Origin of the sequence: Pseudomonas yamanorum (genome assembly GCF_900105735.1) — a bacterium.
Lineage (GTDB): Bacteria > Pseudomonadota > Gammaproteobacteria > Pseudomonadales > Pseudomonadaceae > Aquipseudomonas > Aquipseudomonas yamanorum.
Genome location: NZ_LT629793.1, coordinates 5,588,029 through 5,612,266, shown reverse-complemented (window position 1 = coordinate 5,612,266; position 24,238 = coordinate 5,588,029). Strand labels below are relative to the sequence as shown.

The window sequence follows — 24,238 nt, the reverse complement described above, 5'->3', positions numbered from 1 at the left end:
GGAATTTAATCTTGACGATGACCTACTCTCACATGGGGAAACCCCACACTACCATCGGCGATGCATCGTTTCACTGCTGAGTTCGGGATGGGATCAGGTGGTTCCAATGCTCTATGGTCGTCAAGAAATTCGGGTACTGAGTCGTGGCCAGTTGGCCTCGCTTCAGCAAATTGGGTATGTGATAGCTTCGGTGTTTTGTGAGTCTTTCGAACTTTCGGTTCGTTTCGTCTTCACACACCGCAATCTGGTCTCTTTCGCCTTTCAGCTTGGAGCATACAAATTGCTTGGGTGTTATATGGTCAAGCCTCACGGGCAATTAGTATTGGTTAGCTCAACGCCTCACAGCGCTTACACACCCAACCTATCAACGTCGTAGTCTTCGACGGCCCTTCAGGGAACTCAAGGTTCCAGTGAGATCTCATCTTGAGGCTAGTTTCCCGCTTAGATGCTTTCAGCGGTTATCTATTCCGAACATAGCTACCCGGCAATGCCACTGGCGTGACAACCGGAACACCAGAGGTTCGTCCACTCCGGTCCTCTCGTACTAGGAGCAGCCCCTCTCAAATCTCAAACGTCCACGGCAGATAGGGACCGAACTGTCTCACGACGTTCTAAACCCAGCTCGCGTACCACTTTAAATGGCGAACAGCCATACCCTTGGGACCGGCTTCAGCCCCAGGATGTGATGAGCCGACATCGAGGTGCCAAACACCGCCGTCGATATGAACTCTTGGGCGGTATCAGCCTGTTATCCCCGGAGTACCTTTTATCCGTTGAGCGATGGCCCTTCCATACAGAACCACCGGATCACTAAGACCTACTTTCGTACCTGCTCGACGTGTCTGTCTCGCAGTCAAGCGCGCTTTTGCCTTTATACTCTACGACCGATTTCCGACCGGTCTGAGCGCACCTTCGTACTCCTCCGTTACTCTTTAGGAGGAGACCGCCCCAGTCAAACTACCCACCATACACTGTCCTCGATCCGGATAACGGACCTGAGTTAGAACCTCAAAGTTGCCAGGGTGGTATTTCAAGGTTGGCTCCACGCGAACTGGCGTCCACGCTTCAAAGCCTCCCACCTATCCTACACAAGCAAATTCAAAGTCCAGTGCAAAGCTATAGTAAAGGTTCACGGGGTCTTTCCGTCTAGCCGCGGATACACTGCATCTTCACAGCGATTTCAATTTCACTGAGTCTCGGGTGGAGACAGCGCCGCCATCGTTACGCCATTCGTGCAGGTCGGAACTTACCCGACAAGGAATTTCGCTACCTTAGGACCGTTATAGTTACGGCCGCCGTTTACCGGGGCTTCGATCAAGAGCTTCGCGTTAGCTAACCCCATCAATTAACCTTCCGGCACCGGGCAGGCGTCACACCCTATACGTCCACTTTCGTGTTTGCAGAGTGCTGTGTTTTTAATAAACAGTCGCAGCGGCCTGGTATCTTCGACCGGCATGAGCTTACGGAGCAAGTCCTTCACCCTCACCGGCGCACCTTCTCCCGAAGTTACGGTGCCATTTTGCCTAGTTCCTTCACCCGAGTTCTCTCAAGCGCCTTGGTATTCTCTACCCAACCACCTGTGTCGGTTTGGGGTACGGTTCCTGGTTACCTGAAGCTTAGAAGCTTTTCTTGGAAGCATGGCATCAACCACTTCGTCATCTAAAAGATAACTCGTCATCAGCTCTCGGCCTTAGAATCCCGGATTTACCTAAGATTCCAGCCTACCACCTTAAACTTGGACAACCAACGCCAAGCTGGCCTAGCCTTCTCCGTCCCTCCATCGCAATAACCAGAAGTACAGGAATATTAACCTGTTTTCCATCGACTACGCTTTTCAGCCTCGCCTTAGGGACCGACTAACCCTGCGTCGATTAACGTTGCGCAGGAAACCTTGGTCTTTCGGCGTGGGTGTTTTTCACACCCATTATCGTTACTCATGTCAGCATTCGCACTTCTGATACCTCCAGCAAGCTTCTCAACTCACCTTCACAGGCTTACAGAACGCTCCTCTACCGCATCACCCGAAGGTGATACCCGTAGCTTCGGTGTATGGTTTGAGCCCCGTTACATCTTCCGCGCAGGCCGACTCGACTAGTGAGCTATTACGCTTTCTTTAAAGGGTGGCTGCTTCTAAGCCAACCTCCTAGCTGTCTAAGCCTTCCCACATCGTTTCCCACTTAACCATAACTTTGGGACCTTAGCTGACGGTCTGGGTTGTTTCCCTTTTCACGACGGACGTTAGCACCCGCCGTGTGTCTCCCATGCTCGGCACTTGTAGGTATTCGGAGTTTGCATCGGTTTGGTAAGTCGGGATGACCCCCTAGCCGAAACAGTGCTCTACCCCCTACAGTGATACATGAGGCGCTACCTAAATAGCTTTCGAGGAGAACCAGCTATCTCCGAGCTTGATTAGCCTTTCACTCCGATCCACAGGTCATCCGCTAACTTTTCAACGGTAGTCGGTTCGGTCCTCCAGTTAGTGTTACCCAACCTTCAACCTGCCCATGGATAGATCGCCCGGTTTCGGGTCTATTCCCAGCGACTAGACGCCCTATTAAGACTCGCTTTCGCTACGCCTCCCCTATTCGGTTAAGCTCGCCACTGAAAATAAGTCGCTGACCCATTATACAAAAGGTACGCAGTCACAGAACAAAGTCTGCTCCCACTGCTTGTACGCATACGGTTTCAGGATCTATTTCACTCCCCTCTCCGGGGTTCTTTTCGCCTTTCCCTCACGGTACTAGTTCACTATCGGTCAGTCAGTAGTATTTAGCCTTGGAGGATGGTCCCCCCATATTCAGACAAAGTTTCTCGTGCTCCGTCCTACTCGATTTCATGACTAAGAGATTTTCGCGTACAGGGCTATCACCCACTATGGCCGCACTTTCCAGAGCGTTCCGCTAATCTCAAAGCCACTTAAGGGCTAGTCCCCGTTCGCTCGCCACTACTAAGGGAATCTCGGTTGATTTCTTTTCCTCAGGGTACTTAGATGTTTCAGTTCCCCTGGTTCGCTCCATACACCTATGTATTCAGTGTAAGGTAACCATCTTATGATGGCTGGGTTCCCCCATTCAGACATCTCCGGATCAAAGTCTGTTTGCCGACTCCCCGAAGCTTTTCGCAGGCTACCACGTCTTTCATCGCCTCTGACTGCCAAGGCATCCACCGTATGCGCTTCTTCACTTGACCATATAACCCCAAGCAATCTGGTTATACTGTGAAGACGACATTCGCCGAAAATTCGCAATTACTCACAAATTTTACCTTAGCCTGATCCGTTACCAGTGAAAGTAACGTTCAGTCTATCTTTCTATCACATACCCAAATTTTTAAAGAACGATCTAATCAAAGACTAGAAATCAACATTCACCATCACAACGATGGAATGCTCATTTCTAAGCTTTCAAAACTTTCAGAAGCAGTAGTGGTGGAGCCAAACGGGATCGAACCGTTGACCTCCTGCGTGCAAGGCAGGCGCTCTCCCAGCTGAGCTATGGCCCCGTATTTCTACAGGCGTTTCCCACACAAAATTGGTGGGTCTGGGCAGATTCGAACTGCCGACCTCACCCTTATCAGGGGTGCGCTCTAACCAACTGAGCTACAGACCCAATTTCGGGCTGCTTCTTATCGTCTTCTTCAATGAATCAAGCAATTCGTGTGGGAACTTATGGAGCAGCTGATGTCGTCGATTAAGGAGGTGATCCAGCCGCAGGTTCCCCTACGGCTACCTTGTTACGACTTCACCCCAGTCATGAATCACACCGTGGTAACCGTCCTCCCGAAGGTTAGACTAGCTACTTCTGGTGCAACCCACTCCCATGGTGTGACGGGCGGTGTGTACAAGGCCCGGGAACGTATTCACCGCGACATTCTGATTCGCGATTACTAGCGATTCCGACTTCACGCAGTCGAGTTGCAGACTGCGATCCGGACTACGATCGGTTTTCTGGGATTAGCTCCACCTCGCGGCTTGGCAACCCTCTGTACCGACCATTGTAGCACGTGTGTAGCCCAGGCCGTAAGGGCCATGATGACTTGACGTCATCCCCACCTTCCTCCGGTTTGTCACCGGCAGTCTCCTTAGAGTGCCCACCATTACGTGCTGGTAACTAAGGACAAGGGTTGCGCTCGTTACGGGACTTAACCCAACATCTCACGACACGAGCTGACGACAGCCATGCAGCACCTGTCTCAATGTTCCCGAAGGCACCAATCTATCTCTAGAAAGTTCATTGGATGTCAAGGCCTGGTAAGGTTCTTCGCGTTGCTTCGAATTAAACCACATGCTCCACCGCTTGTGCGGGCCCCCGTCAATTCATTTGAGTTTTAACCTTGCGGCCGTACTCCCCAGGCGGTCAACTTAATGCGTTAGCTGCGCCACTAAGAGCTCAAGGCTCCCAACGGCTAGTTGACATCGTTTACGGCGTGGACTACCAGGGTATCTAATCCTGTTTGCTCCCCACGCTTTCGCACCTCAGTGTCAGTATCAGTCCAGGTGGTCGCCTTCGCCACTGGTGTTCCTTCCTATATCTACGCATTTCACCGCTACACAGGAAATTCCACCACCCTCTACCATACTCTAGCTCGTCAGTTTTGAATGCAGTTCCCAGGTTGAGCCCGGGGATTTCACATCCAACTTAACGAACCACCTACGCGCGCTTTACGCCCAGTAATTCCGATTAACGCTTGCACCCTCTGTATTACCGCGGCTGCTGGCACAGAGTTAGCCGGTGCTTATTCTGTCGGTAACGTCAAAACAGCAAAGTATTAATTTACTGCCCTTCCTCCCAACTTAAAGTGCTTTACAATCCGAAGACCTTCTTCACACACGCGGCATGGCTGGATCAGGCTTTCGCCCATTGTCCAATATTCCCCACTGCTGCCTCCCGTAGGAGTCTGGACCGTGTCTCAGTTCCAGTGTGACTGATCATCCTCTCAGACCAGTTACGGATCGTCGCCTTGGTGAGCCATTACCCCACCAACTAGCTAATCCGACCTAGGCTCATCTGATAGCGCAAGGCCCGAAGGTCCCCTGCTTTCTCCCGTAGGACGTATGCGGTATTAGCGTCCGTTTCCGAACGTTATCCCCCACTACCAGGCAGATTCCTAGGCATTACTCACCCGTCCGCCGCTCTCAAGAGAAGCAAGCTTCTCTCTACCGCTCGACTTGCATGTGTTAGGCCTGCCGCCAGCGTTCAATCTGAGCCATGATCAAACTCTTCAGTTCAAACATCTTTGGGTTTTTAAGAAACCCTAAACTTGGCTCAGCAATCGTTGGTTACATCTTTGATTTCTCGCGGAGTAACTTGTGATGCTGATAATCTTGTTGACTATCAGTCTGACTCCACAAGCACCCACACGAATTGCTTGATTCAGTTGTTAAAGAGCGGTTGGTTAAGATCTTTCATCTCAACCGAGGCGCGCATTCTACAGCAGCCTCATTTGCTGTCAAGTGATTATTTTCAGAAGTTTTCAAAGTTTCCTTTGTAACTTCAACCACTTGCGCTTCCGATCTCTCGTTAGCGGGAGGCGAATTCTACAGCGTTACACGCTGCTGTCAACACCTCTTTTTCTCCGCTTTCGACCGAGAAGATCGAACCGTTAATAGGGCTAAACAACACGTCCCTATCAACTCCTTCTGGGCTTCGATGATCTGAAGCAGCTCACTGTCGAAACCTACATAACTCTTTGTTTACCAAGGAGTTTTCCGTTTCGACTGCGCCGGAAGTGGGGCGAATTATAGACTTCCAGAATCTGCCGTCAACCCTTAATTTAGCTTTTCTATCAATCCATCCCGACAATCACAAAATCTACCTATATATAGAGAAATACGGCACACGTTGAGCAATATATTGCTCATCACCACACAGTTAAGCATCATAGCCACTTCTGCTTCTTTAAATACGACCTCGGACGAACACCCTCAATGACCACTTCACCCCGTAGCCTGGCTTCGACATTGTTTCCGGTCGGCCTGCTACTCATTGCCATGGCCTCCATTCAATCAGGCGCATCACTCGCCAAAAGCATGTTCCCCATTGTGGGCGCGCAAGGCACCACCACCCTTCGCCTGATTTTCGCCAGCGTGATCATGCTGCTTCTATTACGCCCATGGCGCGCCAAGCTCACAGCCAAGTCGCTACAGACCGTGATCGTTTACGGAATGGCCCTGGGCGGAATGAACTTCCTCTTCTATATGTCGCTGCGGACCGTTCCGCTAGGCATCGCAGTAGCCTTGGAATTCACCGGCCCACTGGCCGTCGCCATATATGCTTCACGGCGCGCTGTAGACTTTCTCTGGATAGCCTTGGCCATCATTGGCCTTCTGCTGCTGATCCCCATGGGAGCGGCCAGCAACGGCATCGACCTGACAGGCGCCGCTTACGCACTGGGCGCAGGTGTGTGCTGGGCACTCTATATTTTGTTCGGCCAAAAGGCCGGCGCTGACAACGGCGTACAGACCGCCGCCCTGGGTGTAATGATCGCCGCACTGTTTGTCGCGCCGATCGGAATCGTCCACGCGGGCGCGGCATTACTCACTCCCTCCCTGATCCCGATCGCCATTGGTGTCGCCGTTTTATCCACCGCCCTGCCCTACACTCTGGAGATGGTCGCCCTGACTCGCCTGCCCGCCCGCACATTCGGAACCTTGATGAGTATCGAGCCCGCATTCGGCGCCCTGTCCGGCCTGTTTTTCCTTCAAGAACACTTATCCTTGGCGCAGTGGCTGGCGATCACCTGCATTATTCTGGCCTCGGTTGGCGCAACCCTGACCATGCGTAACGAATCAAAGCCACTCGTTCCCGCAGATTGATTCAGGATTTGACGTAGCTCTGGCATTTGCCGCTCAATTAGGCCATGTTTAAACCGTAACCCAGTGTCACTCATGGAGAATTTAGATAAGGACATCATGAACGCTACACTCGAGAGCGAGTAAAGCCAGCTTCGTGCAGCTAAGCGGGGCGGCTATTAAGGATAGGAATGAAGCGAATTTTGATGCTGTTCATGATTGTGGCAATCGCAGGTTGTGCCGCGACTACCAAGACCGAAGTGAAGCGGGGAAAGAAGGGACTGCATATCAACTGCTCGGGCCTGTCCTCCTCCTGGGACAAGTGCTACGCCAGTGCAGCCAATTCATGCGGCGCCAAAGGCTATAAAGTCATCGCCAAGTCAGGCGACAACGCCGAAGACCCGGGCGACTACCCGTTCGGCCTCAACCCCGCCGGCTACACCAGCCGAAGCATGATAGTCATCTGCAAATAACTGTCGACGCTCTCACAGCCTCGACAGCTGTTGACTGAGCACATCGTAGTTCGATGACATGACCTGCGCCTGCACCTGCGGGCTGACCATCATCCGCGCCACCACCAGGGCGCCGATGCATTGCGACAGAATCGACCAAGCCAAATCCTCGCTGCCCAACGTTGCAGCCCAGCCCGCCTGCAATCGGCAAATCCAGTCCTGCGCCTGTTGGCGTACTGCCACATCAGACCGTGCAATCTCCGCCCCCAGGCTCGGCAACGCACAGCCCGCCTCCGACTGCTCCACATGGGCCATGCTCAAATAGAACTTCAAACAGCGATCCAGCCGCTCCCGACTCTGCACACCATTGCCATTCAAGCGTTCAAGGCTATGGCTCAATTCACGCTCGACAATCGAGCTGAACAATTCGTCCTTCGAGGCGAAGTGGCTATAAAAGGCACCGCCACTCAAGCCAATGGCTTTCATCAAGCCATCCACCCCGACGCTGGCAAACCCTTCTTTCTTCGCCAAGGCCGCACTGCTATCCAGCAGCTTCTCTTTGGTTTCCTGCTTATGACTGGCCGAATATCGCATCACTTCCCTCTCTGTTGTCCGCTTGACGCCTGTCGGATCGTAGCATAACGTTCGTTTGGCAAACGATCGTTTACTAAAGGATCTCCCATGACGAACAACAAGAAAATCGTACTGGTAGTGGGTGCCGGCGATGCTACCGGTGGCGCCATCGCCAAGCGCTTTGCCCGTGAGGGCTATGTCGCCTGCGTTACCCGGCGCAGCGCCGATAAACTGCAACCCTTGGTAGAAAGCATCCAGGCGGCAGGTGGAGAAGCGCATGGCTTTGCCTGCGATGCCCGCAAGGAAGAGGACGTTATCGCCCTGATCGAACAGATCGAAACCGAGTTGGGGCCCATAGAAGCCTTTGTCTTCAACATTGGCGCCAATGTGCCGTGCAGTATCCTGGAAGAAACCGCCCGCAAGTACTTCAAGATTTGGGAGATGGCCTGTTTCTCAGGCTTCCTCAACGCCCGGGAAGTGGCCAAGCGCATGGTCACCCGTAATCGCGGGACCATCCTGTTTACCGGTGCCACCGCCGGCTTGCGTGGCGCCGCCGGCTTTGCCGCATTCGCCGGAGCCAAACACGGGATCCGCGCACTGGCGCAAAGCATGGCTCGCGAACTGGGCCCGCGGAATATCCACGTCGCCCACGTGGTCGTGGATGGCGCCATCGACACTGACTTCATCCGCGACAACTTCCCACAAAAATACGCCCTCAAGGATCAGGACGGTATTCTCAACCCCGAGCACATCGCCGATAACTACTGGTACCTGCATAGCCAGCCACGAGACGCCTGGACCTTCGAACTGGACCTGCGCCCCTGGAATGAACCCTGGTAAGCACGCCCCATAACAATAAACAGCGAGTACCCAGCATGAGTAAAACCGTGGAGTTTTTCTTCGATCTCGGCAGCCCGGCCACCTATTTGGCCTATACCCAGCTTCCAGGCCTATGCGCGGCAACCGGCGCCCAGTTGATTTATAAGCCAATGCTACTGGGCGGCGTATTCAAAGCCACCGGCAACGCGTCGCCGGCCACCGTTCCCGCCAAGGGCCGCTACATGTTCCAGGACCTGGCGCGCTATGCCCAGCGCTACAACGTCACGCTCAAGTTCAATCCGCACTTTCCCATCAACACCTTGCAGCTGATGCGTGCGGTCACCGGCATTCAAATGCGCCAGCCCGAACGCTTTCTTGACTTCATCGACTGCCTGTTCCGCGCACTTTGGGTAGAGGGCCGTCACTTGGGAGACCTGTCCGTGGTGGCCACGGTGCTGGCCGAACACGGCTTTGATCCCGAAGAAATCCTGGCGCTAACCAATGATGACGAGGTCAAGGCTGCCCTCAAGGACAACACCGAACACGCCATCCAACGTGGCGTATTCGGTGCCCCCAGCCTGTTTGTCGGCAACCAGCTGTTCTTTGGCCAGGATCGCCTGGACTTTGTGCGTGAAGCGCTGAGCTAGATCGCGGCCGTACGCACCTGCAACCACTCCAGCGCAGCGCCACTGAGCAGCGGACTCAGGCGCTCGCGCACTTGCGCATGGTAGTCGTTGAACCACTGGCGCTCTTCCACCGTCAGCAGCGACGGCTCAAGGCAACGGGTGTCGATCGGGCATAGGGTGAGTGTCTCGAACTTGAGGAACTCGCCAAACTCGGTCTTGCCCGCTTCACGGTTCAACACCAGGTTCTCGATGCGCACGCCCCAACGGCCCGGACGATAAGTGCCCGGTTCGATGGACGTAATCATGCCCGCCTGCATCGCCGTTTGCGGCGCAGCGACGGCTTGGTACGCGATCACCTGGGGACCTTCATGCACGTTCAGGAAATAGCCTACGCCATGGCCGGTGCCGTGGCCGTAGTCCACGCCCTCCGCCCAGATCGGCGCGCGGGCGATGGCGTCCAGCAACGGCGAAAGAATACCTTTGGGAAAATGCGCGCGGGACAAGGCAATCACACCCTTGAGCACACGCGTGCAATCGCGTTTCTGCTCTTCGCTTGGCGTGCCGATAGGCACCATCCGCGTGATGTCGGTCGTGCCACCCAGGTACTGGCCCCCCGAGTCGATCAGCAGCAAACCATCGCCTTCGATCAGCGCGTGCTCTTCTTCAGTCGCGTGATAATGCGGCATCGCACCGTTGGCGTTGAACGCGGCAATCGTATTGAAGCTCAACGACACATAACCCGGACGACGGGTACGGGCCGCTGTCAGGTGTTCATCAATGGTCAGTTCGGTGATGCGCTCACGGCCCAACGCGCTGTCGAGCCAGGCAAAGAATTCACACAGGGCTGCGCCATCCTGCTCCATGGCCTGGCGAATATACTCGGCGTCCGCCAGGCTTTTGCGCGACTTGGCCAAGGTAGTAGGGTTCAGGCCTTCGATCAGCGTCACGCCACTGCCCAGGTTCTCCAGCAATCCAGCAGTCACCCGTGCCGGGTCGACCTGCACACTGGCGCCTGAAGGAATGTCCTTCAACGCCGCCGCAACTTCGCTGTAATCCCGCAGGGTCACGCCATCCTGTTCCAGCAAGGCGCGCAGCTCGGCGTCGATCTTGCTCAAGGCCACAAACAGCGTCGCCTGCTGCTGGCCAATCAAGGCAAAGGACACAAACACCGGATTGAACGAAACGTCGCCGCCGCGCAGGTTAAACAGCCAGGCAATGTCGTCCAGGGTCGCGATGAAATGCCAGTCGGCGCCCTTCTCCTTCAAGCTGGCACGCAGGGCTGCGAGCTTCTCGCCACGGCTGACGGTGGCCTGAGGCGGCAAATGCTGATAGATCGGCTGGTTCGGCAAGGTTGGGCGGTCTTGCCAGACTTCATTCAACAGGTCGATGTCCGTACGCAAGCGTGCACCACGTGCCTCCAGCTTGCTGCCCAAAGTGCGAGCTGATGCAACGGCCATGACCGCGCCATCCACGGCCACCACACCGCCTTCCGGCGTCTGTTCCGCCAGCCACTCCAGCGGCCCGGGCTGGCCCGGTTGCAGTTTGACCAACTCGATACCGCTGCCCTTGAGTTCCTTGGTCGCCTGTTCCCAATAGCGGCTGTCTGCCCATACACCGGCGAAATCCGCGGTGACAATCAGCGTACCCACCGAACCATGAAAACCCGACAACCACTGACGACCCTGCCAGTAACCCGGCAGGTATTCGGACAAGTGTGGGTCGGCCGACGGCACCAACAGGGCATGAATACCCTCGCGGCTCATCAGTTCGCGGGTGTGCGCCAGGCGCTGGGGAACCGTTCCATGGGTCAAAGGCTGTGTGCTCATCGTGTCTCCTGCTAACCACTAATAATTGTTATGGGGTCAAACGGCCCAGAAAGCCGGTGCGCTGGCCAGTGCGGCCTTGATCAGTTGTACCGCCTGATCGATGTCCTGCTCGGTGGTAAACCGCCCGAGGCTCAAGCGAATGGTGCGACCTGCGCTGCGGGCATCATGGCCCAGCGCCAGAAGCACATGAGACGGTGCATTGCTCGCCGAATTGCAGGCCGACGTGGCCGAGAAGGCAATGCCCGCGCTCAACGCGGCGGAATTGAACTCGCCCTCGCTGAACGTCAGGCTCAAGGTGTGGGGAATACGCTGGGTAAGGCTGCCATTGAGGCGCACCCCGGCAATCGTATTCAGCTGTTCCAGCAGGCGCTCGCGCAGGGCAACAATGGTCGCCTTCTCTTCGGCAAAGGACGCTGCCGCCAGTGCGAACGCAGTGCCCATACCGGCAATCTGGTGAGTCGCCAGGGTGCCGGAACGCAAGCCGCCTTCATGACCACCGCCGTGAATCTGCGCCAGCACTTTCTGCTGCGCACGTGGGCCGACGTACAGCGCGCCGATACCCTTGGGACCATAGAGTTTGTGTGCGGAAAATGACATCAGGTCCACCGGCCACTCAGCCAGGTCAATCGCGACCTTGCCCGCGCCCTGCGCCGCATCCACGTGAAACAACGCACCGTGTTCACGCACTCGCGCGCCAATCGCCTGGATATCGTTGAGGGTGCCCAGCTCGTTGTTCACCAGCATCAGCGACACGAGGAAGGTGTCCTCACGCAACGCTTCGCTCACCGCCTCGACGCTGATCAAACCTTCGGCGTCCGGCACCAGGTACGTCACCGCAATCCCGGCTTCCTGCAACTGGCGGGCGGTATCCAACGTGGCCTTGTGTTCAATCTGGCTGGTGATGATATGCCCACCGGCTACGCCCCGCGCCTGGGCGACGCCCTTGATGGCGAGGTTGTTGGACTCGGTGGCACCGGAGGTCCAGACGATCTGTGCCGGCTCCGCGCCGACCAGTTCAGCCACCTGGCCCCGCGCCTGTTCAACCGTTTGCCGGGCCTGTTGGCCGAACGCATGGGAACTGGACGCAGGGTTACCGAAGTTGGCGTTGAAGCCCAGGCACTCGACCATCACCTGGATGACCCGCTCATCCACCGGCGTGGTGGCGGCGTAGTCGAAATACAGCGGACGTTTATTCATGACGTTAAAGACTCGCAGAGCATGTTCCCGAGAACGACGTCTCAGGGGCAGCGATCAGGAAGGAAGATGGTTTACCTGATCCCGTGCCGTTAAAGAAAGACCACTTTATTTAAAAGTGCGTAGGAACTCTCCTGAAATTCAGCTTAACAGGCTCCGGGAAACGGATGGCAAACAAAAAACCCGAGGTTCCTGTGGGAAACCTCGGGCTTTTCAGACCTGGTCACTGACTCAACTGGGGCGACCGTGGAGCGTCATGCCGCGCTCGGCATTCATTTCACCCTGACGGTCGAAACCAAAGGTTTTCTGTGGCTGGCCGGTCAGTTCGGCTTTCTTCTGTTGGTATTCATCAAACGACAGGCCTCGACGGCTCAGGGCTTCCAGCGCCAGCTCCTTGCTCTCTTCCGCCGAGTAGGCACGCAGTTCAGGCGACGAATGTGTCGCGCAACCGGCAAGAACTGAGGTGACGAGCAATACGGAAATGGCGAGAAAACGATTCATGGCGAAGGTCCTGCGAAACGGGTTGAAGTCAATGAGCACAGGCTACTCCCGCCCCTGCACGGTGAAAAATCATCAGCCGTGATAGTCGCTATCAACCCTTGCGACACCTGTGATAGCCACGCCTTATATTCCATGCAGATCTATAAATATGGAAATACGTTCATTTACGGAATAAACACAACCCTCTATAAATGGCTTCAACGCTCACGCCACTGTTCGCCTGGCAACTGTTGCCCAGGCAACAGTCATTCAACAAAACACCAGGCAGACAACACCGTCATTTTCCAACACCTGGCCCACGACCCGCGCCAGTCAAGGCCTGCGCAGCTTGGTACAGCTCTTGCTCAAGTCCTGCTACTGCTCTTGCCCTGAGCGACTGTTGAAAAAGGAACTGTTGATGACCCGTCCACTGAATGTCGTTGCCCTCTCCGGCGGAACCTGGCGCCCGTCCCGCACCCTGGTGTTGACCCAGGCGGTGCTGGCCGAACTGGCCACTCAATTGCCGATCCAGACCACCCTGATTGAACTGGGCGACATTGCCCGGCCACTGGGCGGCGCACTGTCCCGCCAGGAACTGCCCGCCGACGTCGAGGCGCAACTGCACGCCATCGAACAGGCCGACCTGCTGATCGTCGCCGCCCCGGTGTATCGCGGTTCATACCCAGGCCTGCTCAAGCACCTGTTCGACCTGGTCGACCTCAACGCCCTGATCAACACCCCGGTGTTGCTGGCGGCCACCGGCGGCAGTGAACGCCACGCCCTGGTACTCGATCACCAACTGCGCCCGCTGTTCAGTTTCTTCCAGGCCCTGACTTTGCCCATTGGCGTGTACGCCACCGAGGCCGACTTCACCGACTACCAAATAACCAGTGAGCCCTTGAAGGCCCGCATTCGCCTTGCTGCAGAACGCGCCGCGCCGTTGTTTGCCGCGCATCCCACCTCTCTGCTGAAAATCGCTTAAGGATTTGTCATGGATGTTTTCTGGTTTCTGCCTACACACGGTGACGGCCATTATCTGGGCACCACCCAAGGCGCTCGCCCGGTCACCCTCAACTATTTGAAACAAGTCGCCCAAGCTGCGGACAACCTCGGCTACCACGGCGTGCTGATCCCCACCGGCCGCTCCTGCGAGGACTCCTGGGTCATCGCCTCGGCGCTGGTGCCACTGACCGAACGCCTGCGCTACCTGGTGGCGATTCGTCCGGGGATCATTTCGCCGACCGTCTCCGCACGCATGGCCGCCACCCTGGACCGCCTGTCCAATGGCCGCCTGTTGATCAACGTGGTGACTGGCGGCGACCCCGACGAAAACCGCGGCGACGGCAGCTTCCTCGATCACAGCGAACGCTACGAAGTGACCGACGAATTCCTCAAGATCTGGCGCCGCGTGTTGCAGGGCGAATCGGTGGACTTCGAAGGCAAACACCTGCGGGTGCAGAACGCCAAGGCACTTTACCCGCCGGTGCAAAAGCCGTATCCGCCGCTGTACTTCGGCGGTTCCTCGGACGCTGCCCACGACCTCGCCGCCGAACAAGTCGACGTGTACCTGACCTGGGGCGAACCACCGGCCGCCGTCGCGGAAAAACTCGCCGACGTGCGTGAGCGCGCCGCCCGCCATGGTCGCACCGTCAAGTTCGGGATTCGCCTGCATGTGATCGTGCGGGAAACCGAAGAAGACGCCTGGAAAGCCGCTGCCAAACTGATCGAACACATCAGCGACGAAACCATCGCCGCCGCGCAAAAATCCTTCTCACGCTTTGACTCCGAAGGACAGCGGCGCATGGCCGCCCTGCACGACGGGCGCCGCGACAACCTGGAAATCGCCCCCAACCTGTGGGCCGGCGTCGGCCTGGTGCGTGGCGGCGCGGGCACGGCCTTAGTGGGCAACCCCCAGCAAGTTGCCGAGCGGATCAAGGAATACGCGGACCTGGGCATCGAAAGCTTCATCTTCTCCGGCTACCCGCACCTGGAAGAGGCGTATCGCTTTGCCGAACTGGTGTTCCCGCTGCTGCCGGAACCCTACGCGAGCCTGGCCGGGCGCGGCGTCACCAACCTCACCGGACCGTTCGGCGAAATGATTGCCAACGACGTCCTGCCGGCAAAAGCCAAGGCCTGACTTGCCGTCTGCCGGGGTACGCCCCGGCACACCATGAGGAATCCCGCGTGACAGCCAAACCCAACAGCGTCCTGCCCTCACCGTTGCAGACAGCCAAAGTGCTGGCCGCCGAATTCGCCCTCACCGCCGTCGAACGCGACGAGCGCGGCGGCACACCCAAGACCGAACGTGACGCCCTGCGCCAAAGCGGCTTGCTGGCCCTTAGCATCCCCACCCAATACGGCGGCCTCGGCGCCCGCTGGAGCGAGACCCTGGAGATCGTTCGCGAGTTCGCCAAAGTCGACAGCTCCATCGCCCACGTCTTCGGCTTTCATCACCTGATGCTTGCCACCGTTCGCCTGTTCTCCCGCCCGGAGCAATGGCAACCCTGGTTCGAACAAACCGCGCGCAAAAACTGGTTCTGGGGCAACGCCCTCAACCCCTTGGACACGCGCACGGTGGTCAAGGCCTACAAAGGCTGGCGAGAATTCTCCGGCAAGAAGAGCTTTTGCTCCGGCGCCAGCGACTCGGAAATGCTGATCGCCTCAGCCGTGGATGAAAACGCCGGCGGCAAGCTGCTGATCGCCGCCATCCCCAGCGGGCGCAGCGGCATCACCCTGCACAATGACTGGAACAACATTGGCCAGCGCCAGACCGACAGCGGCAGCGCCAGCTTCGAACGGGTACGCGTGGAGGAGTCGGAGTTGCTCCTCGATCCCGGCCCGTTGAGCACACCCTTCGCCTGCCTGCGCCCGCTGATCGCTCAGTTGACCTTCACCCATATGTTCCTTGGCATCGCCGAAGGCGCCTTTGCCGAAGCCCGGAATTACACCCTGACCGAAACCCGGCCCTGGCATAAATCCACGGTGCAGGACATCCGCCAGGACCCGTATGTGCTCAACCACTACGGCGAATTCTGGGTCGCCCTTGAAGGCGTTCGACTGCTGGTGGAGCGTGCCGCCGAGCTGCTGGACCAGGCCTGGGCCAAAGGCCCGAGCCTCAGCGAAAGCGAGCGCGGCGAACTGGCCATCGCCATCGCCACCGCCAAGGTCGCCGCCACCCGCAACGGCCTGGAACTGTGCAGCCGCCTGTTCGAAGTCACCGGCGCGCGTTCCACCCACGCCTCCCTGCGCCTGGACCGGCACTGGCGCAACCTGCGCACGCAAACCCTGCACGACCCGGTGGACTACAAACTCCACGAACTGGGGGACTGGGCGTTGAACCAGTCCCTGCCGATTCCCACGTTCTACTCCTAGAAGAGGTGCCCATGCAGCTTTTAACCCTACCGCCCTCGCCCGCTCTTGCGACCTCGATCCGCGCCACGGCCCAGGTCTTCGAAGACCCGAAATCCCAGGCGCTGCTGGCGCACATCCAGCAAGTCGCGCCCAGCGAAGCCAGCGTGCTGATCATCGGCGAAACCGGCACCGGTAAAGAGCTGGTGGCACGCCATATCCACAACCTCAGCGCCCGGCGCAACCGTCCGTTCGTGGCGGTAAACTGCGGCGCGTTTTCCGAATCGTTGGTGGAGGCCGAGCTGTTCGGCCATGAAAAAGGCGCCTTCACCGGCGCCCTCAGCGCCAAGGCCGGCTGGTTCGAAGAGGCCGACGGTGGCACCCTGTTCCTCGATGAAATCGGTGATTTGCCGATGGCGATTCAGGTCAAGCTGCTGCGGGTACTCCAGGAGCGCGAAGTGGTGCGCCTGGGATCACGCAAAAGCATTCCCATCGACGTGCGGGTCCTGGCGGCCACCAACGTTCAATTGGAAAAAGCCATCAACGCCGGACATTTCCGCGAAGACCTGTACTACCGCCTCGATGTGGTGAGCCTGGAGCTGAGCCCGTTGCGGGACCGGCCCGGCGACATCCTGCCCCTGACCCGGCACTTTATCGAAGCCTACAGCCAGCGCCTGGGTTACGGACCGATCACTATCAGCCGCGAGGCCGAGCAGAAACTCAAAAGCTACAGTTGGCCAGGCAACATTCGCGAGCTGGAAAACGTGATTCACCACACCCTGCTGATCTGCCGCAACGGCGTGATCGAACGCGACGACCTGCGCCTGTCGAACATGCGCATCGAGCGTCAGGACGACAGCCAGCACGGCATCGACAACAGTGCTGAAGCCCTGCTGGAACGCGCCTTTCAAAAACTCTTCGAGGAACAGGCCGGCGCCCTGCATGAAAAGGTCGAGGATGCATTGCTGCGCGCTGCCTACCGCTTCAGCCATTACAACCAGGTGCACACCGCCAACCTGCTGGGCCTGAGCCGCAACGTGACGCGTACCCGCTTGATCAAGATCGGTGAGCTGGCCGTGAACAAGCGCCGCCCCGGCGAAAACGTACAGGGCGAGCGCATGCTGCACCTGTCAATTTAGGCGGCAGTGCAAGGCGTTGTCATGGCTGCGCTCGATACTGCGCAACACCTGGAACGAACCGAAGGTCACTGCCGTGGCCTGGTGGGCGCGTATCAGCGTCCAGAAATCTTCCTCACCGTGCTCAAAACACTTGAAGGCCGCCTCACCGTCCTCGCGGGAGCGCCATTGCAAGTAGCTGAGCACCCGGCGCCCATCATCGCTGACCTGCACGCTGGCGTTGATAAAGCCGCCGTGGTCCTGGGCCAGGCGCTCGCTTTGGGATGACAGGGCCGCTACCAACGCGGATTGCTGCTGAGGTTCGATCTGGAACTCGACCATCTGGGTGAAACTCAGACTCTTCTCTAATACCTGCATGAACATTCCCCTCTTACCGTAGGCACAATCTTGCGATTGGATGCCACGCAGGGTAAAACCTCTAGTTAAGTCAAGGTCAAGGGCTTTTTCATGGTCACCAAAGAACTCACCGTCGGCCAATTGGCAGCCCGTAGCGGCGTTGCCGTTACCGCCCTGCACTTCTACGAAACCAAGGGTTTGATCAAGAGCAGCCGTAACGCCGGCAATCAACGGCGCTACTCGCGGGACGTGTTGCGCCGGGTGGCGGTGATCAAGATTGCCCAGCGTTTGGGCATCCCTCTGGCGACGATCCATGAGGCACTGCAAACCCTGCCCGATGGCCGCACGCCCACCGCCGCTGACTGGAAGCGCCTGTCTGCATTGTGGCGTGAGGACCTGGACCGGCGCATCGACAAACTGATGCTGCTGCGGGACAAACTCAGTGGCTGTATTGGCTGCGGGTGCCTGTCGATAGAGGCGTGCCCGCTGCGCAATCAGGATGACGTACTGGGTGAACGCGGGCCTGGGGCACAATTGCTGGAGCCCAGCGTAAATCCCTGATAAGGAAACCCTATCAATGTGGGAGCGGGCTTGCTCGCGAAGGCGGCGTGTCAGTCACTCAATAAGTTGGCTGATACACCGCCTTCGCGAGCAAGCCCGCTCCCACATTTTGATCTCCATCAGACTTAGAAACCCGGAGCTATCTGGCCTTTATAGCGTGTCAGGATGAACTGGCGCACTTCATCGGAGTTCAACGCCTTGGCCAGTTTCTGGATGCCCGGGTCGTTGATGTTGTCCGGGCGCGCTACCAGATACTCGACGTACAGGCTCTTGCCCTTCTCGACGATCAACGCGCTGTTGGTGTCGATCCCCGCTTCCAGGGCGTAGTTGGCGAACACGAATGCCAGGTCCACCTGGCTCACCGAGCGAGCCAGCAACGCCCCTTCCAGCTCACGAATTTTCAGGTGCTTGGGGTTTTCGACGATGTCCCGTGGGGTGGCCAGGGTGTTGCTAGGGTCCTTGAGTTTGATCAAGCCGGCTTCATCCAGCAGCACCAGCGCACGGCCGGTGTTGACCGGGTCGTTGGGGATCGACACTGTGGCGCCGTCTTTCAACTCAGCGATGTTTTTGATCTTGGTCGAATAGGCACCAAACGGCTCGATGTGCACGCCAACCACCGGCACCAGATTGGTATGCCGGGTTTTGTTGTAGTCATCCAGGAAAGGCCGGTACTGATAGTAGTTGGCGTCAATGTTCTTCAGCGCCAGTTGTTGGTTGGGCTGGATGAAGTCGGTGAAGACCTTGATTTGCAGGTCCACGCCCTCCTTGGCCAGCACGGGTTTGACGAACTCCAGGATCTCGGCGTGAGGCACGGGCGTGGCGCCGACGACCAACGTCTCGTTGGCAAAGGCGTTGAAGGACAAGACAGCGGCCAAGATGGCCAGGGATTTTTTCATGGTTGCTCCGAAGGCATTAGTTATAGGAATCAACGGCGGCTGTAACGCGCCACCAAACGGTCACCGGTCATTTGCAGGGCCTGCACCAGCACCAACAGAAGCAACACCGTGACCACCATCACGTCGGTCTGGAAACGCTGATAGCCATAGCGAATTGCCAGGTCGCCCAGGCCACCGCCACCGATCACCCCGGCCATCGCGGTGTAGTCCACCAGCACAATCGCGGTAACGGTGACCGCTGCCAGCAGCCCGCTCCGGGCTTCCGGCAACAGCGTGTGGCGGATCACCTGCCAGGTGCTGGCGCCCATGGATTGGGTGGCTTCCACCACACCACGGTCGACTTCACGCAAGGCGGTTTCCACCAGCCGCGCAAAGAAAGGCGTACAGCCCACCACCAACGGCGGAATCGTGCCGGGCACGCCCAGGGAGGTGCCCACCAGCAAGGTGGTCAACGGGATCAGCACAATCAGCAGGATGATGAACGGCAGCGAACGCAGCACGTTCACCACCACCGACAGCACCCGATACACCACCAGGGTTTCGTGCAACTGGCGCTTGCCGGTAAGGAACAGCACCACCCCCAGCGGCAACCCCAACAGCACGGTAAAACCCAGGGCCGCAGTGAGCATGCTCAAGGTTTCCAGGCAGGCTTGGCCGATGTCGGCCCAGTAGATGTTTTTAAACAGCTCGGCCATGGTTCAGGACCAGTCGTGACGCGGTGGCTTGGCACCGTTGAGCAACCAGTTGCCCACCACGTGATACTTCCAGCGCACCGGGTCATGCAGGGTGTGCACACGGGCGTTGCGCCAGTGACGGTCGAAGTTGTGTTTCTTCAAAGTGGAACGGGTGCCGCCGAGTTCGAAGAGCTTGTTGCTGGCTTCGATGGCGATTTCAGTGGTCAGTACCTTGGCTCGGGCGACCGCTAGGGAAGCGTGGGCGACGTTGTCTTCATCGGGTGCCGGGCGCGCGGCGTCCAGGGCTTTTCCGGCGCGCTCCAGCAAGGCTTCCGCCGCTTCCAGACGAATATCCAATGCGCCCACCTGGATGATGGTCAGCGGATCTTCACTGGCTTTTTCCACCCCGGCATCAATCCACGGGCGGGCGAATTGCTGGACGAACTGCACCGTGTCACGCAGCGCGGCACGGGCAATGCCGACGTCGATGGCGGCGGTGGTCAATTGTGCGAAAGGGCCGGCAAGCGTCGGCGAATCGTAGGAGCGATGGGTAGGAAACAGATTGAAAGCCGGCACCTTCAAGTCATCGGCCAAAACCGTGCCGCTGGACGTGGTGCGCTGCCCCATGCTGTCCCAGTCGTCGACCACCACCAAGCCTTCAGTGCCACGGGGCACGAATGCCAACTGCGCATTTTGCTGTTCATCCAGCGCCAGCACCGCCAGCCAGTGGGCGTACAGCGAACCGGTGCAATACCCCTTGCGACCGTTGATCACATAGCCATCGCCTTGCGGGCGGATGGTCGCCTGGATGTCCTGGACGTTCTTACCGCCGGTTTCCGACAGTGCATTGGCAAACCGATGCCCTTCCAGCGCCAGGCGAAAAAAGTACGCCTGCTGCTCGGGGGTGCCCTGCAGACGGATGTCTTCCAGCAGGCAGTAATGGTTCTGCGGGATCTGACCCAGCGACGGGTCGGCCGCCGAGATGATCGCAATCACCTGGGCCAACACCGCGTAGGACACTTGGGCGCCGCCAAACTCGCGAGGCACGCTGATGCCCCACAGGCCGCTGTTGGAATACAGGTCGACCACTTCGACCGGCACCTGGCGGGTGCGGTCACGTTCGGCGTCTTGCTCCAGCAACACGGCGGCGACCCGATGGGCTACGGCCAGGGCCTGGGCCTCATCGCGGATCAGCTCGGCGTGGGGCGTGTGAATTGGGTAATCGGCAGATACAGGCAGTACAGACATACAACGCTCTCGGGCGAATGATTGACCTGAGCTATTGCAGCTTCTGTGCCTGAGGGCCCGGGCCGTCAAACTCAAGGGTTTGCGCCCACCCTGACCCCAATAATCCGTCCATGGCGCAGCAAACTGCCGGTTTGCTGTTGCCTGGCCAACACCTCGTCGGCTGCCCGCAGGCCACGGCACACGTGGCCTATAGTGAAAAGGCCGTCCCTCCATAACCACAATCAAGGAGAACGATATGAGCGTTAAACCCATTCCCGAGGGCTATCACAGCATCACGCCGTACTTGGGTATCGAAAAAGCCGCTGAGGCCATCGAGTTCTACAAGAAAGCCTTCGGCGCCACCGAAGTCATGCGCCTGGACATGCCCGACGGCAAGATCGGCCATGCCGAACTGCGCATTGGCGATTCGGCGATCATGATGGCCTCACCCTGTGGCGAGATGTCTTTTGGCAGCCCGGGAAAAGAACACCCCAGTGTGTGCCTGCATCTCTATGTGCAGGACGTCGACCAACAGTTCGCCCAGGCCATCAAGGCCGGCGGCACCGCGATTTCAGAACCCAAGGATCAATTCTACGGTGACCGCTCCGGGACACTGAAAGACCCATTCGGGCATGTGTGGTTTTTGGCCACTCGCAAGGAGGACTTGACCGAGGCGCAGGTTCGCCAGCGTGCCGAGGCGTTGTTCAAGCAAGGATGAAGTCGCCTGGGCGACACAACCCAACTGTGGGAGCTGGCTTGCCTGCGATGGCATCACCTCGGTGCGACTGATACACCTAGTTGCCTGCATCGCAGGCAAGCCAGCTCCCACAGTTGACCTGCACTGCCTGAAAGATCGGGCTTCAACACACTTCATGAACAACCCCTCCACGCTTTCCCCCTTGCCCCAGGCGTCGTGTGATTTCAGGATGCAGGCAATCATCACGAGGAGTCATTCCATGTTCGCCGGATTCCAAAAAGACCAGCGCCACGTCAACGGCGTGGACATCTGCTACCGCAAAGGCGGCACAGGTCCCGGCCTGCTCCTGCTCCACGGGCACCCGCAGACCCACGTCATCTGGCACAAGGTCGCCGAGCAACTGGCCGAACACTTCACCGTGGTCGCCGCCGACCTGCGCGGTTACGGCGACAGCAGCAAGCCCGCCGCCAATGACCACCACACCCACTATTCCAAACGCGAAATGGCCCGCGACGGCGTCGAATTGATGAAGGCCCTGGGCTTCGAGGAATTCTCGGTATTGGCCCACGACCGTGGCGCCCGAGTCGCCCATCGCCTGGCCCTGGACCACCCCAAGGCTGTACAGCGCATGGTCCTGCTGGACATCGCACCGACCCTGGCCATGTACGCCCAGACCGACGAAGCCTTCGCCCGCGCCTACTGGCACTGGTTCTTCCTGATCCGCCCGGCGCCGCTGCCCGAGAGCCTGATCGAAGGCAATCCGGAACTGTACCTGCGCAGCGTCATGGGCAGCCGCAGTGCCGGGCTCAAGCCGTTCACCGATGAGGCCTTCGCTGAATACCTGCGCTGCCTGAAACTGCCCGGCACCGCCACCGGCATCTGCGAAGACTACCGCGCCGCTGCCGGCATCGACCTTGAGCACGACCGCGCCGATATCGACAAAGGCAATCACCTGGAACTGCCATTGCTGGTGATGTGGGGCGCCGAAGGCACCGTCGGCCGCTGCTTCGACCCCCTCAAGGAATGGCAGAAAGTCGCGACCGACGTACGTGGCAAGGCCCTGCCGGCAGGCCACTACATCGCTGAAGAAGCCCCTGAACTGTTGCTCGGCGAAGTCCTGGCCTTCCTTCGCTGAGCCGTTATGAACCGCTGATCTGACCGATCCCGCCCCGCAGGCTTGAAACAGCCTGCGACGGGGTCTGCTTGCCCAAAAAACGTCTCGAGATAATAAAAATGACAATCAGAAAACTGCTGGGAACCCTGTATGTGCAAGTGATCATCGCCATTGTGCTGGGCGTGTTGATCGGCAACCACTGGCCCCAGGTGGGTATCGACCTCAAGCCGTTGGGCGACGGCTTTATCAAGCTGATCAAGATGATCATCGGCCCGATCATCTTCTGCACGGTGGTGTCCGGCATCACCAGCATGCACGACGTAAAGCAGGTGGGCCGCGTCGGCGGCAAGGCGCTGCTCTACTTTGAGATCGTCTCCAGCATTGCCCTGGTGATCGGCATCCTTGCCGCGCACCTGCTGCACCCGGGCGTGGGTTTCAACATTGATGTGAAAACCCTCGACACTTCGGCCATCGCCGGTTTTGTCGGCCAGGCCGAACACGGCGAAGGCGTCACCGGATTCCTGATGCATGTGATCCCCACGACCTTCTTCGATGCCTTCTCCAAAGGCGAAATCCTCCCGGTGCTGTTTGTGTCGGTGCTGTTTGGCCTCGGGCTGGTGATGATCGGCGAGAAGGGCCGGCCCTTGGTGGGCGTGATCAACCAGGCCAGCGAAGTGTTCTTCCGCATCGTCGGGATGATCAGCCGCGTAGCGCCGATCGGGGCCTTCGGGGCCATCGCCTTCACCATCGGCAAGTACGGCCTGGGTTCGCTGCTGCCGCTGTTGAAACTGGTGGGCACGTTCTACGTCACCGCGTTTTTCTTCGTCGCCGTGGTGCTGGGCAGCATTGCCCGTTATGTAGGGTTCAGCATCTTCAAGCTGCTGACCTACATCAAAGCCGAGCTGTTGATCGTGCTGGGCACCAGCTCATCCGAATCGGCCCTGCCGCAGCTGATCCAGAAACTCGAAAGCCTTGGCGCGTCCAAAGGCGTGGTGGGGATCGTGGTGCCCACCGGCTACACCTTCAACCTGGATGGCACCAACATCTATATGACCCTGGCGGTGCTGTTCCTGGCCCAGGCGACCAATATCGACCTGACGCTGGAGCAACAACTGACCCTGCTGGCGGTGGCGATGCTCACCTCCAAAGGTGCCGGTGCGGTGGTGGGTGCAGGCTTTGTCGCGCTGGCCGCCAGCCTCGCGGTCGTACCCACGGTGCCGGTGGCGGCGATGGTGTTGATCCTGGGTGTGGACCGGTTCATGGCTGAATGCCGCTCGCTGACCAATATCATCGGCAATGCCGTGGCCGCGCTGGTGGTGGCTGCTTGGGAAGGTGAACTGGACCGCGAGAAAATGGCGCCCATCGCCCTCAAGCATGGCCGTCATGCACGGGCCGCCGCCCAGGCGAAGATCGCCGCCGAGTAACCCTTAAACACCAATCCCCTGTGGCGAGGGAGCTTGCTCCCGCTGGGCTGCGCAGCGGCCCAAAA

At 58.3% G+C, this 24,238-nt stretch carries 20 protein-coding genes, 2 tRNA genes and 3 rRNA genes; 12 read left to right on the top strand and 13 right to left on the bottom strand.

The genetic code is table 11. The annotated features are described in order from the left end of the window. Positions 1-9: 9 nt before the first annotated feature. The 5 genes from rrf to BLU46_RS26485 form a co-directional block, all read right to left on the bottom strand. Positions 10-125, bottom strand: a 5S ribosomal RNA gene (rrf, locus tag BLU46_RS26505). Positions 126-295: 170 nt separating this feature from the next. Continuing rightward, a 23S ribosomal RNA gene (locus BLU46_RS26500) occupies positions 296-3,189 on the bottom strand. A 236-nt stretch (positions 3,190-3,425) separates the two neighbouring features. Then, positions 3,426-3,501: transfer RNA gene (locus BLU46_RS26495), tRNA-Ala, on the bottom strand. Positions 3,502-3,531: 30 nt separating this feature from the next. Further along, positions 3,532-3,608, bottom strand: a tRNA-Ile gene (locus BLU46_RS26490). Between the two features lie 82 nt (positions 3,609-3,690). Beyond that, positions 3,691-5,227, bottom strand: a 16S ribosomal RNA gene (locus BLU46_RS26485). Together the 16S, 23S and 5S rRNA genes with 2 tRNA genes alongside form the textbook arrangement of a ribosomal RNA operon. A 699-nt stretch (positions 5,228-5,926) precedes the next feature. On the opposite strand from BLU46_RS26485, the gene rhtA reads away from it, so the two are divergent. Both rhtA and BLU46_RS26470 read left to right on the top strand, forming a co-directional pair. After that, a complete protein-coding gene (rhtA, locus tag BLU46_RS26475) occupies positions 5,927-6,814 on the top strand; it encodes a threonine/homoserine exporter RhtA (protein WP_063028418.1) in 888 nt (295 codons plus the stop codon). A 167-nt stretch (positions 6,815-6,981) separates the two neighbouring features. Further along, the gene (locus tag BLU46_RS26470) at positions 6,982-7,263 is read left to right on the top strand and encodes a hypothetical protein (protein WP_017476825.1); all 282 of its coding nucleotides are present in this window, start codon (positions 6,982-6,984) and stop codon (positions 7,261-7,263) included. Between the two features lie 12 nt (positions 7,264-7,275). Here the strand turns inward: BLU46_RS26470 and BLU46_RS26465 are convergent, their stop codons facing one another. Further along, positions 7,276-7,836 (bottom strand): TetR/AcrR family transcriptional regulator, encoded by a 561-nt coding sequence (locus BLU46_RS26465; protein ID WP_063028416.1) that lies wholly within the window; start codon positions 7,834-7,836, stop codon positions 7,276-7,278. A gap of 87 nt (positions 7,837-7,923) precedes the next feature. Between BLU46_RS26465 and BLU46_RS26460 the strand changes: the two genes are divergently transcribed. Continuing rightward, positions 7,924-8,655, top strand: a complete 732-nt coding sequence (locus BLU46_RS26460; protein ID WP_076016655.1) for an SDR family oxidoreductase — start codon at positions 7,924-7,926, stop codon at positions 8,653-8,655. Positions 8,656-8,690: 35 nt separating this feature from the next. After that, on the top strand, positions 8,691-9,281 hold the full coding sequence (locus BLU46_RS26455) for a 2-hydroxychromene-2-carboxylate isomerase (protein WP_093207764.1): 591 nt from the start codon (positions 8,691-8,693) through the stop codon (positions 9,279-9,281). Here BLU46_RS26455 and BLU46_RS26450 read toward each other — a convergent pair. The 3 genes from BLU46_RS26450 to BLU46_RS26440 all read right to left on the bottom strand — a co-directional run bounded on the left by BLU46_RS26450 (position 9,278) and on the right by BLU46_RS26440 (position 12,781). Then, positions 9,278-11,086 (bottom strand): aminopeptidase P family protein, encoded by a 1,809-nt coding sequence (locus BLU46_RS26450; RefSeq protein WP_093207761.1) that lies wholly within the window; start codon positions 11,084-11,086, stop codon positions 9,278-9,280. The genes BLU46_RS26455 and BLU46_RS26450 overlap by 4 nt on opposite strands. 36 nt (positions 11,087-11,122) lie before the next feature. Next, positions 11,123-12,283, bottom strand: a complete 1,161-nt coding sequence (locus tag BLU46_RS26445; protein ID WP_063028407.1) for a cysteine desulfurase family protein — start codon at positions 12,281-12,283, stop codon at positions 11,123-11,125. A 228-nt stretch (positions 12,284-12,511) separates the two neighbouring features. Further along, positions 12,512-12,781, bottom strand: a complete 270-nt coding sequence (locus tag BLU46_RS26440) for a DUF547 domain-containing protein (protein ID WP_076016660.1) — start codon at positions 12,779-12,781, stop codon at positions 12,512-12,514. A gap of 397 nt (positions 12,782-13,178) precedes the next feature. On the opposite strand from BLU46_RS26440, the gene msuE reads away from it, so the two are divergent. From msuE to BLU46_RS26420, 4 genes are read left to right on the top strand one after another with little or no spacing between them, the layout of a single operon-like run. Then, a complete protein-coding gene (gene msuE, locus BLU46_RS26435) occupies positions 13,179-13,742 on the top strand; it encodes an FMN reductase (RefSeq protein ID WP_063028405.1) in 564 nt (187 codons plus the stop codon). Between the two features lie 9 nt (positions 13,743-13,751). Continuing rightward, positions 13,752-14,897, top strand: a complete 1,146-nt coding sequence (gene ssuD, locus BLU46_RS26430) for an FMNH2-dependent alkanesulfonate monooxygenase (RefSeq protein WP_003210130.1) — start codon at positions 13,752-13,754, stop codon at positions 14,895-14,897. Positions 14,898-14,944: 47 nt separating this feature from the next. Then, entirely contained in the window at positions 14,945-16,132 is a 1,188-nt protein-coding gene (locus BLU46_RS26425) for an acyl-CoA dehydrogenase family protein (protein ID WP_063028403.1), read from the top strand. Positions 16,133-16,143: 11 nt separating this feature from the next. Next, entirely contained in the window at positions 16,144-17,247 is a 1,104-nt protein-coding gene (locus tag BLU46_RS26420) for a sigma-54 interaction domain-containing protein (protein WP_010166567.1), read from the top strand. Here BLU46_RS26420 and BLU46_RS26415 read toward each other — a convergent pair. Further along, a complete protein-coding gene (locus BLU46_RS26415; protein ID WP_063033929.1) occupies positions 17,239-17,601 on the bottom strand; it encodes an antibiotic biosynthesis monooxygenase in 363 nt (120 codons plus the stop codon). The genes BLU46_RS26420 and BLU46_RS26415 overlap by 9 nt on opposite strands. A 90-nt stretch (positions 17,602-17,691) precedes the next feature. On the opposite strand from BLU46_RS26415, the gene soxR reads away from it, so the two are divergent. Continuing rightward, positions 17,692-18,141 (top strand): redox-sensitive transcriptional activator SoxR, encoded by a 450-nt coding sequence (gene soxR / locus BLU46_RS26410; protein ID WP_093207759.1) that lies wholly within the window; start codon positions 17,692-17,694, stop codon positions 18,139-18,141. A gap of 125 nt (positions 18,142-18,266) precedes the next feature. On the opposite strand, the gene BLU46_RS26405 is transcribed toward soxR, so the two are convergent. The 3 genes from BLU46_RS26405 to BLU46_RS26395 are packed head-to-tail and all read right to left on the bottom strand — an operon-like array spanning position 18,267 to position 20,959. Then, complete coding sequence (locus BLU46_RS26405) at positions 18,267-19,037, bottom strand: MetQ/NlpA family ABC transporter substrate-binding protein (protein ID WP_076016645.1); 771 nt, start codon at positions 19,035-19,037, stop codon at positions 18,267-18,269. A 29-nt stretch (positions 19,038-19,066) separates the two neighbouring features. Then, positions 19,067-19,732, bottom strand: a complete 666-nt coding sequence (locus tag BLU46_RS26400) for a methionine ABC transporter permease (RefSeq protein WP_063028397.1) — start codon at positions 19,730-19,732, stop codon at positions 19,067-19,069. Positions 19,733-19,735: 3 nt separating this feature from the next. Further along, positions 19,736-20,959, bottom strand: coding sequence for an SfnB family sulfur acquisition oxidoreductase (locus tag BLU46_RS26395; RefSeq protein WP_093207756.1), 1,224 nt, complete (start codon positions 20,957-20,959; stop codon positions 19,736-19,738). 235 nt (positions 20,960-21,194) lie between these two features. Here BLU46_RS26395 and BLU46_RS26390 point away from each other — a divergent pair, with 235 nt between their 5' ends. The 3 genes from BLU46_RS26390 (at position 21,195) to dctA (ending at position 24,173) form a co-directional block, all read left to right on the top strand. Continuing rightward, a complete protein-coding gene (locus BLU46_RS26390) occupies positions 21,195-21,656 on the top strand; it encodes a VOC family protein (protein ID WP_063028393.1) in 462 nt (153 codons plus the stop codon). A gap of 238 nt (positions 21,657-21,894) precedes the next feature. Beyond that, positions 21,895-22,770 (top strand): alpha/beta fold hydrolase, encoded by an 876-nt coding sequence (locus tag BLU46_RS26385; RefSeq protein WP_093207753.1) that lies wholly within the window; start codon positions 21,895-21,897, stop codon positions 22,768-22,770. Between the two features lie 98 nt (positions 22,771-22,868). Continuing rightward, positions 22,869-24,173: a C4-dicarboxylate transporter DctA gene (dctA, locus tag BLU46_RS26380; RefSeq protein ID WP_003207293.1), complete on the top strand. Its 1,305-nt coding sequence runs from the start codon at positions 22,869-22,871 to the stop codon at positions 24,171-24,173. Positions 24,174-24,238: the final 65 nt, after the last annotated feature.

What these genes read in the sequence shown, in the direction of transcription:
- rhtA (WP_063028418.1), top strand. Translation starts at nt 5,927, where the DNA reads ATGACCACTTCACCCCGTAGCCTGGCTTCGACATTGTTTCCGGTCGGC.
- BLU46_RS26470 (WP_017476825.1), top strand. Translation starts at nt 6,982, where the DNA reads ATGAAGCGAATTTTGATGCTGTTCATGATTGTGGCAATCGCAGGTTGT.
- BLU46_RS26465 (WP_063028416.1), bottom strand. Translation starts at nt 7,836, where the DNA reads ATGCGATATTCGGCCAGTCATAAGCAGGAAACCAAAGAGAAGCTGCTG.
- BLU46_RS26460 (WP_076016655.1), top strand. Translation starts at nt 7,924, where the DNA reads ATGACGAACAACAAGAAAATCGTACTGGTAGTGGGTGCCGGCGATGCT.
- BLU46_RS26455 (WP_093207764.1), top strand. Translation starts at nt 8,691, where the DNA reads ATGAGTAAAACCGTGGAGTTTTTCTTCGATCTCGGCAGCCCGGCCACC.
- BLU46_RS26450 (WP_093207761.1), bottom strand. Translation starts at nt 11,086, where the DNA reads ATGAGCACACAGCCTTTGACCCATGGAACGGTTCCCCAGCGCCTGGCG.
- BLU46_RS26445 (WP_063028407.1), bottom strand. Translation starts at nt 12,283, where the DNA reads ATGAATAAACGTCCGCTGTATTTCGACTACGCCGCCACCACGCCGGTG.
- BLU46_RS26440 (WP_076016660.1), bottom strand. Translation starts at nt 12,781, where the DNA reads ATGAATCGTTTTCTCGCCATTTCCGTATTGCTCGTCACCTCAGTTCTT.
- msuE (WP_063028405.1), top strand. Translation starts at nt 13,179, where the DNA reads ATGACCCGTCCACTGAATGTCGTTGCCCTCTCCGGCGGAACCTGGCGC.
- ssuD (WP_003210130.1), top strand. Translation starts at nt 13,752, where the DNA reads ATGGATGTTTTCTGGTTTCTGCCTACACACGGTGACGGCCATTATCTG.
- BLU46_RS26420 (WP_010166567.1), top strand. Translation starts at nt 16,144, where the DNA reads ATGCAGCTTTTAACCCTACCGCCCTCGCCCGCTCTTGCGACCTCGATC.
- BLU46_RS26415 (WP_063033929.1), bottom strand. Translation starts at nt 17,601, where the DNA reads ATGCAGGTATTAGAGAAGAGTCTGAGTTTCACCCAGATGGTCGAGTTC.
- soxR (WP_093207759.1), top strand. Translation starts at nt 17,692, where the DNA reads ATGGTCACCAAAGAACTCACCGTCGGCCAATTGGCAGCCCGTAGCGGC.
- BLU46_RS26405 (WP_076016645.1), bottom strand. Translation starts at nt 19,037, where the DNA reads ATGAAAAAATCCCTGGCCATCTTGGCCGCTGTCTTGTCCTTCAACGCC.
- BLU46_RS26400 (WP_063028397.1), bottom strand. Translation starts at nt 19,732, where the DNA reads ATGGCCGAGCTGTTTAAAAACATCTACTGGGCCGACATCGGCCAAGCC.
- BLU46_RS26395 (WP_093207756.1), bottom strand. Translation starts at nt 20,959, where the DNA reads ATGTCTGTACTGCCTGTATCTGCCGATTACCCAATTCACACGCCCCAC.
- BLU46_RS26390 (WP_063028393.1), top strand. Translation starts at nt 21,195, where the DNA reads ATGAGCGTTAAACCCATTCCCGAGGGCTATCACAGCATCACGCCGTAC.
- BLU46_RS26385 (WP_093207753.1), top strand. Translation starts at nt 21,895, where the DNA reads ATGTTCGCCGGATTCCAAAAAGACCAGCGCCACGTCAACGGCGTGGAC.
- dctA (WP_003207293.1), top strand. Translation starts at nt 22,869, where the DNA reads ATGACAATCAGAAAACTGCTGGGAACCCTGTATGTGCAAGTGATCATC.